Source organism: Dactylosporangium thailandense, assembly GCF_059739745.1.
Map to the genome: position 1 here is coordinate 9,705,560 of NZ_AP029195.1, position 16,259 is coordinate 9,721,818.

The following is a 16,259-nucleotide window of genomic DNA, read 5'->3' on the forward strand; positions in this document are numbered from 1 at the left end:
GTGGTGGGCCGCGCCACAGTGGCGGGCATCACGTCCCCGAACGCGGACTACGAGGAGATGCGACACGAGGCCGGCACGTACCGCGCCACCGTCTACTCGTCCTCCGAGCCCGAGCCCGAGCCCCCGGCCTCTGCTCCGGCGGAGCCGCCGCCCTACCAGCCCTTCGGCACCACCTCGGCCGAGCCGGACGCCCCGTCGTCCTACGAGCCCCCGGCCTCTGCCTCGGCGGAGCCGCCGCCCTACCAGCCCTTCGGCGCGACCACCGCAGAGCCGGGCGCCCCGTCGTCGGCGCCCGCCGAGGAGGAGCAGCCGCCGCTGCCGAGCCGCTCGCGCACTCCTCGCCCCGCGATGGAGTCGTCGTGGGACGCGTTCGCACGCCCGTGGAAGGCTCCCGAGCAGCCGGCCGCCGAGGCCGAGCCCCCGGCCTACAACCAGCCGGCCGACCCGGCCCCGTCCTACAACCCGCCGGGCGAGTCGGCACCGTCCTCCGCGCCTCCCGCGTACGACCCGCTCAACGACCCCGCACCGGCATACGGCCAGGCCGCCGAGCCCGCACCGTCGTACGGTCCGCCGGGTGAGTCGGCCCCGTCCTACTCGCCGCCCGGCGAATCGGCCCCGTCCTACTCGCCGCTCGGCGAGCCCGCGCCCGCGCATGGGCAGGCCGACGAGCCGGCTCCCGCGTTCGCGCAGGTGAGCGAGTCGGCGCCGGTGGTCCACCCGTTCGCGATTCAGCGCTCGCAGGTGCCCGCGGCCGATGCGCCGAGCGACGGTCTCCCGAACGCCGGTTCGCCGTTCGCCGGAGCCGGAGCCGCGGCTGGTGCCGCGGTCGCTGGAGCCGGGGCCGCGGCCGCCGGGGCTGCCGTCGCGGCCGCGCGGGCCAGCGCTTCGGTGCCGGGCCTGCACACGGTCAGTGCCGAGGAGGCGGCTCAGGCGGCGCGGGGGTCGACGCCCACCGTGTACCGCGGTGGCGGCGCCGTCCCCACCGGCCAGTCCGCCGCGAGCGATTCGCCGTCCGAGGACGAGCCGGCCGAGCCGATCCCCGGCCCGACGCCCTCGCCGTTCCCGAGCCCGGAGCCGACCCCGCAGCCCGAGCCCTCGCCGTTCCCGCCGGCGCCGACTCCCGAGCCGATCCCGCACCCGTACCCGCCCGCGCCCCAGCCGGAGCCCATCCCCCAGCCGGAGCCCACGCCGCAGCCCGGCCCGGAGCCGGGGCCGTTCCCGCCGCCCCAGCCGCAGCCGCCGTTCCCCGGCCCGTCGCCGTTCCAGCCCAGCCCGTTCCAGCCCGGCCCGTTCCAGGCCCCGGACGCACCCGACGCTCCCGCCTACAACCCGCCCCCGATCCCGGGCACGCCCGACGCACCGGCGTACAACCCCCCGCCGATCCCGGGCACCCCCGACGCACCGGCGTACAACCCCCCGCCGATCCCGGGCACCCCCGCCTACAACCCACCGCCGATCCCCGGCACTCCGGACGCACCGGCGTACAACCCGCCGCCGATCCCGGGCACCCCGGCCTACAACCCGGCCGGCTTCCCGCCCCCGATCCCCGGCACGCCCGAGGCACCGGCGTACAACCCGCCACCCATCCCGACCACGCCCGACGCACCGGCCCCGGCGTACAACCCGCCGCCGATCCCGGGCGCCCCGGCGTACAACCCGGCGGGCTTCCCACCGCCGATCCCGAGCACGCCCGAGGCACCGGCCTACAACCCGGCCGGCTTCCCACCGCCGATCCCGAGCACGCCCGGCTACCCGGGCGCGCCCGGCCTGTCGACGCCGCCCGAGCCGCCCGGCCCGCCGAGCTTCAGCCCGCCGCCGATCCCGGATGCCCCGGCCTACGGAGTGCCCGACTCGCAGCCCGGCCCGTCGTTCGGCGGAGCCGGCGCACCATCGTCCGGAGCCCCGTCCTTCGGCGGGGCCAGCGCACCATCGTCCGGCGCGCCCTCCTACGGAGTGCCCGACTCCCAGCCCGGCCCGTCGTTCGGCGGAGCCAGCGCACCATCATCCGGAGCCCCGGCCTACGGAGTGCCGGACTCGCAGCCCGGCCCGTCGTTCGGCGGAGCCAGCGCGCCCTCCTACGGCGTCCCGGACTCGCAGCCGGCCTCCTCGTTCGGGCCCGGCGGCGGATCGGCGTACGGGCTGCCCGACAACAGCCCCGCCCCGCCCTTCGGCGGCGACCGAACCCCGCCACCCGTCTCCAGCTCCCCGTTCCTCGTGGCCGAGGAGCCGCCCCCGCTGCCGGCCAACGCGGGCACGGACACGAGCGACGACGCCCAGCCCGACGACGGCAACCGGGGCGGCGCGGAGGGTGGCAGCCAGCCGCAGACGCCCGCGTACTCGATGCCCTCCGCGGAGCACCCGTGGGGCCAGAACGGCGAGGCGTCCGCAGAGCAGCCGCCGCCGGTGCAGCAGGGGTGGAACCGCCCCGGGTACGTCGCGCCGCTCCCCGGCCAGCAGAGCTGGGGCCCGCCGCCCGGCCAGCCCCCGCACGGGCAGCCCCCGCACGGGCAGCCCCCGCACGGGCAGCCGCAGCACGGGCAGCCGCAGCCGGGCTGGCAGGGTCAGCCGCAGCCGCCCCAGCCTCAGCCGGGCCAGCCGGGCTGGCAGCCGCCGCAGCACCCGCCCCAGCAGCAGGGCTGGAACCCGCCCGGCCAGCAGCCCCCCGTCCAGGGCTGGCAGCCCCAGCCCGGGCAGCCCCAGCCGGGCTGGCAGGGCCAACAGCCTCAGCCCCAGCCGGGCCAGCCGGGCTGGCGCCCACCGCAGCCCCAGCAACCGGGCTGGCAGCAGCAACCGGGCTGGAACGCACCCCAGTCGGCGCCCCCGGCCCAGCAAGGCTGGAACCAGCCCCAGTCGGCCCCACCGGCCCAGCAGCCGGGCTGGAACGCACCCCAGTCGGCGCCCCCGGCCCAGCAGGGCTGGAATGCGCCGCAGTCGGCCCCGCCCGCGCAGCAGCCGGGCTGGAACCAGCCTCAGTCGGCCCCGCCGGCCCAGCAGGGCTGGAACCAGCCGCAGAGCGCACCCCCGGCCCAGCAGGGCTGGAACCCGCAGCAGCCGCCCCAGTACGGTCAGCAGCCCCCGCAGTACGGGCAGCCGGCGTACGGGCAGCAGCCGCCACCCCAGTACGGACAACCGCAGTACGGCCAGCAGCAGCCGGGCTGGAACCCGCCCGGCCAGCCGCCCGCCTGGGCACCGCCGCCGGTGCCGGGCGCGCCGGGAACGGAGAGCGACGAACATGAGGTACAGCAGCAGAACTGGCCCGGCACCGGGGGCTACCCGCCGCCGGCCAACCGCGCGCCCGGCAGCGTCTACCCGTCCAGCGGCGCGCCTTCGCAGCACGGACCGGAGCACGGCCAGCCCCCGGCCATCCCTCCGCCCGACAAGGAGGGCGAATTAGCCGAGGATGAGGCGGAGTCCGAGCAGGACGAGGCCGAAGTCGCGGAACCGGCCCCAGCGGCCGACAGCTACGGGAAGTGGGCCCGCAACGAACGGGCCTCCGCCGGCACGGTTTACGGCGGGAAGGGCGGCGCATCGCCGACGCCCCTCCCCGCCGTCGACGGCGAGGGCAGCTCGTTCGAGAACACCGGGTCACTCACCGGGCACATTCTGAGTCAGGGCACCGAGGAGTCCGACGACGACGAGGAGCCCCGCAAGTCCGGCAACGGCCGGGTGTTCATCCTGATCGCCGTCATGGTGGTCGTACTGCTCGTAGGCGGCTACTTCACCGTCACGCTCGCCCACAACTTCATCGACAGCGTTTTCGGCGGCGTCAAGTCGCCCAAGTGAGGCGCGACACGGCGGCTGGGACCGTCCGGGGGAGATCGGATACTCTTAACCGTTCTCCAATCGGAAGGTCCCAGCTCCTTGCTGCTCGCTGACCCCAGCTCGTATCCCTCCCTCTTCGAATCGACCACCGAGCAAGAGCCGGCCACCGGGCCAGGGTTCGCGAGCCTCGGACTGCCGCACAAGCTGGTGCGGGCGCTGGCCAAAGAGGGCATCACCGATCCGTTCCCGATCCAGTCGGCGACCATCCCCGATGTGCTCGCCGGCCGCGACGTGCTCGGCCGCGGCCGCACCGGCTCGGGCAAGACGCTCGCGTTCGGCCTGCCGCTGCTCGCCCGGCTCGCCGCCTCCGGCCGCTCCCGGCCGCACGCGCCCAAGGCCCTGGTCCTGGTGCCGACCCGCGAGCTCGCGATGCAGGTCAACGACGCGCTGACCCCGCTGGCCAAGGTGCTCGGCCTGTTCTGCAAGACCGCCGTGGGCGGCGTGCCGTACGACCGGCAGATCTGGTCCTTGGAACGCGGTGTCGATGTGCTGGTGGCGACGCCGGGCCGGCTCGGGGACCTCATCAAGCGGGGCGCCTGCCGCCTCGACGCGGTCGAGGTCACCGTGCTCGACGAGGCCGACCAGATGGCCGACATGGGCTTCCTGCCCGAGGTCACCGAGATCCTGAGCCAGACGCCCGCGACCGGACAGCGGCTGCTGTTCTCCGCGACGCTGGACAAGGACGTCGACGCGCTGGTGGCGAAGTTCCTGGTCGACCCGGTGACGCACTCGATCGAGCCGCCGGTGGCCTCGGTGGGGTCGATGGATCACCACGTGCTGCTGGTACCGCCGCATGACAAGGTGGCCATCGCCGCCTCCATCGCCGCTCGCAAGGGTCGCACGATCCTGTTCGTGAAGACCCAGCTGGCCGTGGACGAGCTGGTGGAGCAGTTCGCGCGGGTCGGCGTGCGGGCCGGGGCGTTGCACGGCGGCAAGACGCAGCGGGTGCGGACCCGCACGCTGGCCGAGTTCCGCGAGGGCACGGTCGACGTGCTGGTCGCGACCGATGTGGCGGCGCGCGGGATTCACATCGACGATGTTTCTCTGGTCGTACACGTGGATCTCCCGCGGGACCAGAAGGACTATCTGCACCGGGCCGGCCGCACGGCTCGGGCCGGGGCCGCGGGCACGGTCGTCTCGCTGGTGCTGCCGCGGCAGCGACGGCGGGCGGCGGCGCTGCTGGCCAAGGCCGGCGTCACCCCCAACGAGCTGCGCGTTCGCGCGGGCGACCCGGCGCTGGCCGAGGTCACCGGCGCTCGTCAGCCGAGCGGGGTGCCGGTGCGCATCTCGTACAACGCGAACCCGGCCGCCCACGCGGGAGCGCCCGGCCGCCGGCGCATGAACGACCGGCGCCCGCCCCGCAATCGATAACCCTCGGTAGCGAGGCCCACACGAACGCTCGCGGTCGAGTACGGTCCGGGGATGACCGTGCTACCGCGGGCGTTCGCCTGGCAGCGGACCGACACCGTCGGCGGAGAGTTCGTCACCCTGGACGACAGGCGAGGCCTGCACGCCAAGGGGGTCGCGTTCGCGGCGGACAACGCGCTGTACACCTGCCGCTACGATCTGCACACCGACGAGTCGTGGGTGAGCACCCGGCTGGAGGTCGCCGTCGAGGGCGCCGGCTGGCTGCGGACCCTGCGCATGGAGCGGGCCGCCGGGCGCTGGCGGGTCACCACCAGCGAGCAGGGCAACCTCGAGCGGGTCCTGCCGACCGCGCCGATGTCGGGCATCGAGGAGCCGGATCGGCTGCACACGGTACTCGACGTGGACCTGCACAACTCGCCGCTGACCAACACGCTGCCGATTCGGCGCCTGGGGCTGCACCGCGCCGAACCCGGCACCAAGGTCGACATCGAGGCGGCGTGGGTCCTGCTGCCGAGCCTGGCCGTCCTGCCCTATGCGCAGAGTTACGAGGTCGTGGCGAAGAGCCGGATACGGTACCGCTCTGAGAACTTCGTCGCCGACCTCGACATCACCGACGACGGTTACGTCGCCGAATATTCGGGCCTGGCGACGCTGGCATGAACCGCCTTCGCGGCCCGGACCTACCTCGCCGGATTCGTTCAGCCGGCCGGCCGGATCCGCCCCTCCCATTTCGTGGAAAGCGCGACGGTGGTGCGGGTCCGGGCCACGCCCTTGACGCGGTTCAGGTCCACGATGAGCCGTTCGAGGTCACCGATCGTTTTCACCCGCGCCTTGCACAGAAACGATTCCTCGCCGGCCATGAAGTAGCACGACTCGATCTCTTCGCGTTCGCGCAGGGCATCGAGAACGGCATCGGTGTCACCGCTGCTGTCCTGCACGATTCCGATCACGGCGGTCAGCGGCAGGCCCAGCGTCTCGGGCTCGACCTCGGCCCGGTAGGCGCGGATGACGCCGGAGGACTCGAGCTTGCCGACGCGTTCGTGCACGGCCGGGGCGGAGAGGCCGACCTTCCGGGCGAGCTCCGCATATGGAAGCCGGGCGTTGTCCCGCAGGAGGTCGATGAGTTGTCGGTCGATCGCATCCATCGCGACAAGCCTAACGGTCCGGCTTTTAACACAGCTAAATACCCAGAAGTGCGTTTTCCTCGTTTCCCGGACACGGCACGTGAGCGGTGCTGTAATGGGCGTACATCCCAGGATGACTCGCGCTTTCAGACTCGCAGCATGGGGGTGCGCGAGCCCGGCGAGCCACCCAGGGTAAAGGAGGGGCCGTGGAGACGGGAGATCGTCTGCTGACGCCCGGTGAGGTCGCTGCCTTGTTTCGCGTCGATCCGAAGACGGTGACACGTTGGGCCGCGGCCGGCCGGATCAGCAGCATCCGAACCCCGGGTGGACACCGGCGGTTCCGGGAATCCGAGGTGAGGGCGTTGCTCGAAGGGGATGACGCTCTTGATGACACCTCTAACGGGAATGGCCGAGCTCACCCGACCAACGAGTGAACAGGCTGTGCGATACGGCGACGGCGTCGAGAACTTTGCCGGCGACGAAATCGACCAGCTGAGCGGCCGTGGCCGCGGCACCGGCGGCATAGAAGCCGGGGCTCGCGGGCAGGATCACCGCACCCGCGTCGTGTAATGCGATGAGGTGCTCCAGGTGACTGCGTGTCACCGGGGTCTCGCGTGGCACGACCACGACCGGGCGGCGTTCCTTGAGGTTCACCTCAGCGGCGCGCTGAAGGAGGTCCTTGGACAAACCGATGGCGATACCGGCACATGCGGCCGTGCTCGCCGGCACTACCAGCATGCCCTTGACCGGGTATGAACCGCTGCTCGGCCCGGCCGCCAGGTCACCGGCCGGCCAGTAGGCGACGTCGGCGCCCTCGAGCGGCCGGCCGAGCCAGGCGGCGAGATCGTCCTTCCAGTGCGCGTCCCGGAAGGACACTCGGGTCTCGTCGAGGATCGTGAGCCGCGCCGCGCGGGACACGACGAGGTCGACGGCCTCGCCGGCGTCGAACAACGCCCGGATCACGGCCGCCGCATACGGCGTGCCGGACGCCCCGGACACCCCGACGACCCACGGCCTGCGCTGATACACGCGACAACTCTGCCACGGCGGCTGCGAAAGGCCGGGCAGGGAGGGGCGCCGACGAAAATGTCGTACCCGGTTGCGAGGATGCAGGCATGGCTCGCGGATTTCCCTATGCAGACCTCAACGAGTTTTTGGACGCCCTGCAGAAGGCGGGAGAGCTGCATCGGGTCGCGGCGCCGGTCGACCCGCACCTGGAGATCAGCGAGATCGTCACCCGCACCGTGCGGGCCGGCGGTCCCGCCCTGCTCTTCGACAAGCCGACCCGCGGCGACATGCCGGTGGCGATCAACCTGTTCGGCACCGAGCGGCGCACGGCGATGGCGCTCGGCGTCGAGCACCTCAACGAGGTCGGGGCGCGCATCGGCGAGCTGGTCAAGCCCGAGCTGCCGGTCGGCTGGGCGGGCATCCGCGACGGCATCGGCAAGCTCATGCAGCTCAAGTCGGTGCCGCCGAAGCACGTCAAGACCGCGCCCTGCCAGGAGGTCGTCTACAAGGGCGACCGGGTCGACCTCAACAGGCTGCCCGGCCTGCAGGTGTGGCCCGACGACGGCGGGATCTACCACAACTTCGGCCTGACCCACACCCGGCACCCGGAGACCGGCAAGCGCAACCTGGGGCTCTACCGCCTCCAGCAGCACAGCCACAACACGATCGGCATGCACTGGCAGATCCACAAGGACTCCACGGCGCACCACGCGGTCGCGGAGCGCCTCGGCCAGCGGCTGCCGGTGGCGGTCGCGATCGGGGCCGACCCCGTGGTCTGCTACACCGCGAGCGCGCCGCTGCCCTCCGACATCGACGAATACCTGTTCGCGGGCTTCCTGCGCGGCGAGCGGGTCGAGATGGTCGACTGCCTCACGGTGCCGCTGCAGGTGCCGGCCAACGCGCAGATCGTGCTGGAGGGCTATCTCGAGCCCGGCGAGCGGCTGCCCGAGGGCCCGTTCGGCGACCACACCGGCTTCTACACGCCGGTCGAGGACTTTCCGGTGCTGCACGTGACGTGCATGACGACCCGGAAGCAGCCGATCTACCACTCGATCATCACCTCGAAGCCGCCGCAGGAGGACCACGGCCTGGGCAAGGCGACCGAGCGCATCTTCCTGCCGCTGCTCAAGCTGCTGATCCCGGACATCGTGGACTACGACCTGCCGGCCGCCGGGGTGTTCCACAACTGCGTGATCGTCTCCATCCGCAAGCGATACCCGAAGCACGCGCAGAAGGTGATGAGCGCCGTCTGGGGTGCCCATCTGCTGTCGCTGTCCAAGCTGATCGTGGTCGTGGACGACGACTGCGACGTGCACGACTACGCCGAGGTCGCCTTCCGCGCGTTCGGCAACGTCGACTACAAGCACGACCTGCTGCTGACCGAGGGCCCCGTCGACCACCTCGACCACGCCTCCTACCAGCAGTTCTGGGGTGGCAAGGCGGGGCTGGACGCCACGCGGAAGACGCCGGCCGAGGGCTACCATCGCGGCTGGCCGGAAGAGATGATCATGTCCCCCGATGTCGTGGCTCGGGTCGACAAGCGCTGGAGAGAGTATGGGTTCAAGTGACGATCGCTGAGGCTTCCCCGAGCCGGGTCAAGGCGTTCCTTCGGCTGGTCGCGATCGAGCACTCGGTGTTCGCGCTGCCGTTCGCCTACCTGGCCGCCCTGACGGTGATGACCACCACCGGCGGCGACCGGCCCCGCGTCGGCTGGCTCGACCTGCTGCTGGTCACGATCGCGATGGTCGGCGCGCGCACGTTCGCGATGGCCGCCAACCGGATCATCGACCGGCACATCGACGCGCGGAACCCGCGCACGGCCCGGCGCGAGCTCGTGACCGGCGCGGTGAGCGTGCGCACGGCGTGGACGGGCGCGATCGTCGCCATCGTCGTGTTCCTGGGGGCCGCGGCCCTGCTCAACCCGCTCTGCCTCGCCTTGGCGCCGCTGGCGGTGGTGCCCCTGATCGTGTACCCATATGGCAAACGCTTCACCAACTGGCCCCACGCCATCCTGGGCATCGCGCAGCTGGTCGGGCCGGTCGGCGCCTGGCTCGCGGTCACCGGCGACCTGCGCGGCTCCGGCCCGGCCTGGGTGCTCGGCGCCGCGGTCGGGCTCTGGATCGGCGGCTTCGACCTGATCTACGCCTGCCAGGACACCGAGGTCGACCGGGAGATCGGCGTGCACTCGGTGCCGGCCCGCTTCGGCGTGCCCTTCGCTCTGCGGCTGTCGAGCATCGCCCACGTCGTCACGTTCGGCCTGTTCGTCTGGTTCGGCCAGCTCGTCGGCCTCGGCTGGCTGTGGTGGATCGGCCTCGCGATCACGGCCGTGGCCTTCGTCTACGAGCACGCGATCGTGCGCCCGAGCGACCTGTCCCGCGTGAACCGCGCCTTCTTCACGGCGAACGGGTTCGTGGGGATCGCCCTGTTCGTGTTCGCGCTGCTCGACCTCGTGGTCCGCGGCGGGCTACGAATCTGACGATGGGCGCCTCTACGATGCCGCAGATGGCCGACGACCCCGAGGACCGCTCAAGCACCCACCCGTCCCCCGCTCGGGCTGGGGCGCCCGCCACGGGACCGTCGCCGGCTGCGGAGTCGACGCCCCACGGATGGGCTGAGTCGGCCGCAGGGGGACCGTCGGCCGCGGAGTCGACGCCCTACGGACGGGCTGGGGCGCCCGCCGGCGGACCGCCGTCGGCCGCGGAGTCGCTCGCCACCGCCCGGCCCCGCACCGCCCCGGACGCGGCAGAGCCCCCCTCCATCGCCGAGTCGCTTCCCGACTCCGGGTCCTCCGCAGCGGTGTCGCCCGCAGCCGCATCTCTGGCCGCGGTATCTCCCGCCACCACATCTCCCGCCGCCACATCTCCGGCCGCCGCATCACCCGCCGCCGTGTCTTCCGCGGCTGGGTCCTCTGCGGCTGGGTCCTCTGCCGCCGTGTCCGAACGGCTGCCGGCGGCGCTCACGCGGTCGACGGCCGACCAGCCGGCGGGGCTGAGCCGGGGGGCAGCGACGGGCGCGGTGGCGGACGGACGAGCGTCCCTGGAAGCGGCGCCGGGCGACGAAGTGCCGACGGGGCCGAAGAGCAGCGCGACGGCGGGCGGGGATCGGCCGTGGCGGCGGGCGTTGCTCGCCGGGTTCGGGATCTTCGTCGCCAGCAAGATCGCGCTCGCGGTCGTCACGGCGTTCGCGTGGATCGGGGAGAAGCGGCCCAACGTCACGGCGACGTACATCGCGGCGCAGTGGGCCTCGCAGTGGGACTCGAAGTGGTTCATCGACATCGCGCAGCGCGGGTACTACGCGGATCCGGACAAGGCGCCCGCCGCGTTCTTCCCGATGTACCCGATGCTCATCCGCGCGCTCACCCCGCTCTGCCTCGGCAAGCCGTGGGTGGCCGCCTTGCTCGTCGCCAACCTCGCGTCGTTCGGGGCGCTGGTGGTGCTCTACCGGCTCACCGAACGCGAGCTCGATCGCGTCGTGGCCGGCCGCACGGTGCTCTACCTGGTGGCGTTCCCGACCGCGTTCTTCCTGACCGCGGGCTACAACGAGGGGCTGTTCATCGGGCTCATGCTCGCGTCGCTGTACTGCCTGCGCCAGCAGCACTGGTGGTGGGCCGGCGCGTTCGGCGGGCTCGCGGTCTTCACCCGGTCCGCCGGGGTGCTGCTGGCGGCGGCGTTCGTATGGGAGTACGTCCGCGTCAATCGCTTCAAACTGCGCAGTAGCGCGCTCGCGGTGCTGCTCATCCCGGTCGGGGTGGCCGGCGTCGCGGCGTTCTCGATGAACGCGTACGGGGAGCCGTTCGCGTTCCTGAAGGCTCAGCGCTATTGGGGACGGCACCTGGACTGGCCGTGGGCGCCGGTCTGGCGCGGGTTCCAGTCGCTGCACAGCGGGTTCGGCCTGCGCTTCGGCTTCAGCGACGTGTGGGTGCACAACCTGCTGGAGCTGGCGACCGCGCTCGCGTGCATCGCGCTGCTCGCGCTGTGCTTCGTCGGGCCGTGGCGGCTGCGGCGCGACCAGTGGGTGCTGCCCCTGGTCGGCATCGGGCTCACGCTGCTCATGATCAGCTTCCCGTCGTCGCACATGCCATATCCGCTGTACTCGGCCTCGCGCTTCGGTCTCGAGGTCTTCCCGGCGTTCATGATCCTGGCGCGCATCGGGGCGCGGCCTTGGCTCGATCGGATCGTGATCGCCCTCTTCTTCATGCTGCAGGCGATTCTGGCCGCTTACTTCGTGCGGGGCGGCTGGGTCGCGTAATCGTAGGGATGTGCGGATGCGCAGTGGTGCCTTCTCCGAGCAGCCCGCCGCCGATGAGCCGGACGGCCCCGAGCCGACGACCATGCGGTGGCGGGTCTCGCCCGGCTTCACGGCCCTCAAGTGCGCGGTCACGGTCGCGCTCGCACTCGGCGCCGCGTTCCTCGCCGAGGACCGGCCGGCCCTGAGCGCGGCCATCGTCGCGGCCGTCGTCGCCGGGGCCTACGCGCTGCGCGACCTCCTCGCGCCCGTCCGCCTCGCCGCGGATCCCGACGGCGTGACGGTCGTGTCGGGCTACGCGGGCCACCGCCGCCTGGCCTGGCCCGAGATCGAGCGCGTACGGCTCGAGTCGCGCACCCGCGCGGGCCTGCGCAGCGAGTTCCTGGAGATCGACACGGGCGAAAACCTGCACCTGCTCAGCACGTACGACCTGAACGCCCGCCCGGCCGACGTCGCCGTCGCCCTGGACCGCATCCGGGCCGCCAGTGGCGCCACCGGCTGACCCGAGCCCGCCCCCGCCCGCGACTCCAGCGACGGAGCCGCCGGGCGAGCCGAGCACGACGAGCCCGACGCTCAATCCGAGCGCGGCCGAGACAGCGACGGCGACCCGGTCGAACGCCGGCCAGACGGCGACGGCGGCCAACCCGAGCGCGGCCGAGACGATGAGGGCGGCCCAGCCGAGCGCGACTCAGACGGAGCCGGCGGCGCAGACGGCGACGCAGACGGAGCCGGCGACGCAGACGGCGACGCAGACGGAGCCGGCGACGCAGACGGCGACGCAGACGGAGCCGGCGGCTCAGCTGAACGCGGCACAGACTACGACGGCGGCCCCGCCGAGCAGGGCCGAGACGACGGCGGCGACCCGGCCCAGCGCATCGACGGCCGTGCACGATAAGCGCCGGAAGGCACCTGGTCAGAGGCGGCCGACCAGCGCCGGCAGCGAGCCGGACGCGACCGGCGGGCGGGTCGGGGATCGTCCTTGGCGGCGGGCGGTACTCGTCGGCGGCGGAACCTTCGCCGCGAGCCGGGCCGGCCTCGCGGCCGTCTCCGTGTTCGCGTGGATCGGCGACCAGCAACCGCACAGGACGCCCAGCCAGGTGGCCCGGCTGTGGGCATCGCAGTGGGACTCCAAGTGGTTCGTCGCGATCGCCGAGCACGGCTACCAGCCCACGCCCGATGCCTCGCCCGCGGCCTTCTTCCCGCTCTACCCGCTCCTCATCCGAGCCGCCACGCCCCTGTGCCTCGGCCGGCCCTGGGTCGCGGCGCTGCTCGTCGCCAACGGAGCCCTGCTGGCCGCGCTCATCCTGTTGTACCGCCTCACAGACCTCGAACTCGGCCGAGCCGCCGCCGCCCGGGCGACGTTCTACCTCGTCGCGTTCCCGACCGGCTTCTTCCTGAGCGCCGCCTACAACGAGGGCCTGTTCCTCGCGCTCATGCTCGCGACCGTGTACTGCCTGCGCCGCCGCCTCTGGTGGTCCGCCGCCGCGCTGGGCGCCCTGGCCGCGACCACCCGCTCGGCGGGAATCCTGCTCGCGGCGGCCTTCGCGTTCGAGTACGTGCGGGTGCACCGTGGCATCCCCGCCTTCCGCCTCAGGGCCGCCGAAAAGCTCAGCACCACCGAAAAGGCCAGCGCCACCGAAAAGCTCAGTGCCACCGAAAAGCTCGAGGCCACCGGAAAGCTCAGCGCCACCGCCAAGCTCCACGCTGCCGAAAAGCTCAACACTGCCGAAGTGCCCAACGCTGCTGCCAAGCACAGGGCCGCCGGGAAGCTCAGAGGCGCCGGAAATCTGCGGCACTGGTCCGAAATATGCGCTTTTATCGGCATCCCGTGCGGGCTCGGGGTGGTGATGATCGTGAACCAGAAGGCGTACGGCGACCCGCTCGCGTTCTCCCACACCCAGGCCGCGCACTGGGGCCGCCACCTGACCTGGCCCTGGGTGGCGCCCATGAACGCCGCCCGGCACGCCGGCCCATGGTTCACGGAGATCTGGGCCCACAACGTTCTCGAGCTCGCAACGGTCGCGACCCTCGCCGTGCTGCTGATCCCCTGGTTGAGACGAACGCTGGACCAGGCGATCTACCCGCTACTCGGCCTGGCCCTGGTGGCGTTCATGGTGAGCTTTCCCAGCCGGTACACGAGCGATATCCCGTATCCGCTCTACTCCGCGTCCCGCATCGGGCTCGAGGTGTTCCCCGCGTTCATGGCCCTCGGCGCGCTCGGGAGGCGCCCCTGGCTCGACCGCGCCGTGCTCGCCACGTTCCTGAGCACCCAGGGCGTGCTCGCCGCCCACTTTCTGCACTCCGGCTGGGTGGCCTGAACGACACCGAACGACAAACAACCGCAGATCATGAGATGAGGCGAAAAAACGGCGCAAACACGACGGTCGGTCGCGAAAGGGCTAAACCGCCAGCACAGCGGGGAGCGCGCCGACGAAGCGGGGAACGCGTCCGCAAGCCGGGAGGCACGTCCGCGAGGCGGACGCACGCCAGCAAAGCGGGAAACGCACCGGTGAAGCGCGAAACGCGCGGGCGAAGCCGGAAAGCGCGGGCGCGAAGCGGAAAACACGGGCGAAGCCGGAACGCACGGGCGAAGCGGAAAACACGGGCGAAGCGGAAAACGCGCCGGTGAAGCGGGGCACGCGCGGGCGGAGCCGCGGAAGCGTCAGGCGTCGTTGCGCACCGCGAAGATGGCGATGTCGTCCCGCGGGATCTCCGGCGAATAGCTCAGCGTCCGCGCCCGCAGCCGCGCCGCCACCACGTCCGCCGGGAAGCCGGCCAGGTTCGCCGCCTCCTCGCGCAGCCGTTCGACCCCGAACAGGTCGATGCCGCGGCGCCGCTCGGTAACCCCGTCGGTGAAGAAGATCAGCGTGTCACCGGGGTCGAGCAGGACCTGGCTGCGCGGGGTGTTGATGGTGTCGAGCAGGCCCAGGGCGGTGCCGCAGGCGCCGACCAGCTCCGTGCTGCCATCCGCGCGCAGCAGGACCGGCTGGTCGTGCCCGGCGAGGTGCAGCGTCACATCGAGCCGGTTGTCCCCGCGGCGCAGGATCTGGGCCAGGCAGAGCGTGCAGAACCGCCCGCCGCCGCGCTCGAGTAGGGTCTCGTTCAGCCGTACGAGCACCTCGGGCAGCGGCCGCCCGTCGCGGACGAGGACCCTGGTCACGTCGCGGACCAGGCCCGTCACGGTGGCGGCCTGCACGCCCTTGCCGGAGACGTCGCCGACGACGACCATCCAGCGGCGGGCGGAGAGCGACACCACGTCGTAGAAGTCGCCGCCGACGTCGACGCCCTCGCCCGTGGGCACGTACTCGGCGCCGAACTCGATCCCCTCGGCCTTCGGCAGCTGGGGCGGCAGCAGCGAGCGCTGGAGGGTCTGGGCCACGCGGCGGCGCTCGGCGTGGATGTTGGCGTTGTCGATGGCGAGCGCGGCGCGGCGGGCCACGTCCTCGACGACGGCCACCTCCTCGGCGCGCTGCCAGGTGTCCCCCTTGCCGCCGACCACCAGCGTGCCGAGGTGCTGGTTGCGGGCGATGAGCGCGACGATGTAGCCCTCCAGGGGAGCACCGAGCGGTACCACGGCGTCGGTCCCCATCGCCTCCTTGAGCTGCGGCGCGGCCTGGGCAAGGGCGTCGAGGAGGCCGGCGACCTGGGACTCGTCGGCGTGCGTGGCCGCGGCCAGGCGCAGCTCGCCCCCGGCGTCCACGGCGTGAATGGCGCACCACTGCCCGAGCCGCGGCACCACCAGCCGCGGGATCAGCGCCAGCGTGAGCTCGACGTCGAGGGACTGGGCCAGCAGCTCGCTCGCGTCGGCGAGGAACGTCAGCCAGGTCCGGCGCTCGGCGTCGGCGCGGCGCAGCCGGTGGTTCTCGACCAGGAGCGTGAGCCGGTCGGCGGCCAGGGCGGTGAGCGGCCGCGCGTAGGGGCTGTTCGCTCCCCCGGCCACGAACAGCTCGGCGCGCCACGGGCGGGCCACGCGCAGCGGCACCCGGCGGCCAAATCCGCCGCCGGCCGACTGGGTCTCGCCGCCGACGCGACCATACGCCGTGACGGTGTGCGGCCCGTCGCCCTCGTCCACGGTGAGCGCCGCGCCCTGGGCCCCGATCGCCCGGCACAGCCGCTGCAGCAGCTCCTCGGCGAGCTCCTCCAGCGAGACGCCGGTGCCGGACCAGATCAGCGAGTCCACGGCGGAGGGCAGGTCGAACGCGGGCACGTCGGGGAGATCGACCGGCGTGACGTCGAGGCGGAACCAGACGCCCTTGCCGCCGGAGAAGTGCACAGTGCCCCAGGCCGTGGCCATCTGCTCGACGAGGAGCAGGCCCCGCCCGCGCTCGGGCAGCTCACCGCCGGTCTCCACGGACCTGGGCGTGACGACGCCCGGGCTGAAGTCCAGCACGGCGACGGTGAGCGAGGTGTCGCTCGCGGTGATCTCGAGGTCGACCTCGGTCCCGGCGTGCACGACACTGTTGGTGGTGAGCTCGGTGACGAGCAGCAATGCCTCGTCGAGCACCGGGAGGAGGTCCCGTTCGTGCGCGATCGTCCGGATCGCCTCGCGGGCCAGACCGGGAGAGCTATGGTCGGCCGGGAGCCTGAGCCTCCGGACGGTCTGGGTTGTCACATCTCGCAGTCTCCACTGAACGGTGGTAACAATCCAACCTGAAGGACGACGATGGGTGGACACCGCCTGCCCCCGAGACC

The 16,259-nt window shown here is 72.6% G+C and carries 11 protein-coding genes and 1 pseudogene; 9 read left to right on the plus strand and 3 right to left on the minus strand.

The window, feature by feature from the left end; all coding sequences use genetic code 11:
- Positions 1-18: 18 nt before the first annotated feature.
- From AC6JBM_RS43115 to AC6JBM_RS43125, 3 genes and pseudogenes are all read left to right on the plus strand, one after another.
- The gene (locus tag AC6JBM_RS43115; protein WP_497979522.1) at positions 19-3,783 is read left to right on the plus strand and encodes a hypothetical protein; all 3,765 of its coding nucleotides are present in this window, start codon (positions 19-21) and stop codon (positions 3,781-3,783) included.
- Between the two features lie 171 nt (positions 3,784-3,954).
- Positions 3,955-5,172 (plus strand): annotated as a pseudogene (locus tag AC6JBM_RS43120) (DEAD/DEAH box helicase); the annotation flags it as partial.
- A 72-nt stretch (positions 5,173-5,244) separates the two neighbouring features.
- Complete coding sequence (locus AC6JBM_RS43125; protein WP_497979523.1) at positions 5,245-5,850, plus strand: putative glycolipid-binding domain-containing protein; 606 nt, start codon at positions 5,245-5,247, stop codon at positions 5,848-5,850.
- A 38-nt stretch (positions 5,851-5,888) separates the two neighbouring features.
- Here AC6JBM_RS43125 and AC6JBM_RS43130 read toward each other — a convergent pair whose 3' ends face one another.
- Positions 5,889-6,335: an Lrp/AsnC family transcriptional regulator gene (locus AC6JBM_RS43130; RefSeq protein ID WP_497979524.1), complete on the minus strand. Its 447-nt coding sequence runs from the start codon at positions 6,333-6,335 to the stop codon at positions 5,889-5,891.
- Positions 6,336-6,520: 185 nt separating this feature from the next.
- On the opposite strand from AC6JBM_RS43130, the gene AC6JBM_RS43135 reads away from it, so the two are divergent.
- Positions 6,521-6,748 carry a BldC family transcriptional regulator gene (locus AC6JBM_RS43135; RefSeq protein ID WP_350610253.1) on the plus strand — a complete coding sequence of 76 codons (228 nt, stop codon included), beginning with the start codon at positions 6,521-6,523 and terminating at the stop codon, positions 6,746-6,748.
- Here the strand turns inward: AC6JBM_RS43135 and AC6JBM_RS43140 are convergent.
- Positions 6,711-7,343: a UbiX family flavin prenyltransferase gene (locus AC6JBM_RS43140; protein ID WP_497979525.1), complete on the minus strand. Its 633-nt coding sequence runs from the start codon at positions 7,341-7,343 to the stop codon at positions 6,711-6,713. The two genes, AC6JBM_RS43135 and AC6JBM_RS43140, sit on opposite strands and share 38 nt — an antisense overlap.
- An 86-nt stretch (positions 7,344-7,429) precedes the next feature.
- On the opposite strand from AC6JBM_RS43140, the gene AC6JBM_RS43145 reads away from it, so the two are divergent.
- The 5 genes from AC6JBM_RS43145 (at position 7,430) to AC6JBM_RS43165 (ending at position 13,885) form a co-directional block, all read left to right on the plus strand.
- Positions 7,430-8,890, plus strand: coding sequence for a menaquinone biosynthesis decarboxylase (locus AC6JBM_RS43145; RefSeq protein ID WP_497979526.1), 1,461 nt, complete (start codon positions 7,430-7,432; stop codon positions 8,888-8,890).
- A complete protein-coding gene (gene mqnP, locus AC6JBM_RS43150) occupies positions 8,887-9,798 on the plus strand; it encodes a menaquinone biosynthesis prenyltransferase MqnP (protein ID WP_497979527.1) in 912 nt (303 codons plus the stop codon). The genes AC6JBM_RS43145 and mqnP overlap by 4 nt, the downstream gene beginning before the upstream one ends.
- Positions 9,799-10,253: 455 nt before the next feature.
- Positions 10,254-11,570: a glycosyltransferase 87 family protein gene (locus AC6JBM_RS43155; RefSeq protein ID WP_497979528.1), complete on the plus strand. Its 1,317-nt coding sequence runs from the start codon at positions 10,254-10,256 to the stop codon at positions 11,568-11,570.
- Between the two features lie 16 nt (positions 11,571-11,586).
- Positions 11,587-12,069 (plus strand): PH domain-containing protein, encoded by a 483-nt coding sequence (locus AC6JBM_RS43160; protein ID WP_497979529.1) that lies wholly within the window; start codon positions 11,587-11,589, stop codon positions 12,067-12,069.
- A gap of 547 nt (positions 12,070-12,616) precedes the next feature.
- Positions 12,617-13,885 (plus strand): mannosyltransferase family protein, encoded by a 1,269-nt coding sequence (locus tag AC6JBM_RS43165; RefSeq protein ID WP_497979530.1) that lies wholly within the window; start codon positions 12,617-12,619, stop codon positions 13,883-13,885.
- A gap of 344 nt (positions 13,886-14,229) precedes the next feature.
- Here the strand turns inward: AC6JBM_RS43165 and AC6JBM_RS43170 are convergent, their stop codons facing one another.
- Positions 14,230-16,179, minus strand: coding sequence for a SpoIIE family protein phosphatase (locus AC6JBM_RS43170; RefSeq protein WP_497979531.1), 1,950 nt, complete (start codon positions 16,177-16,179; stop codon positions 14,230-14,232).
- Between the last annotated feature and the right edge of the window lie 80 nt (positions 16,180-16,259).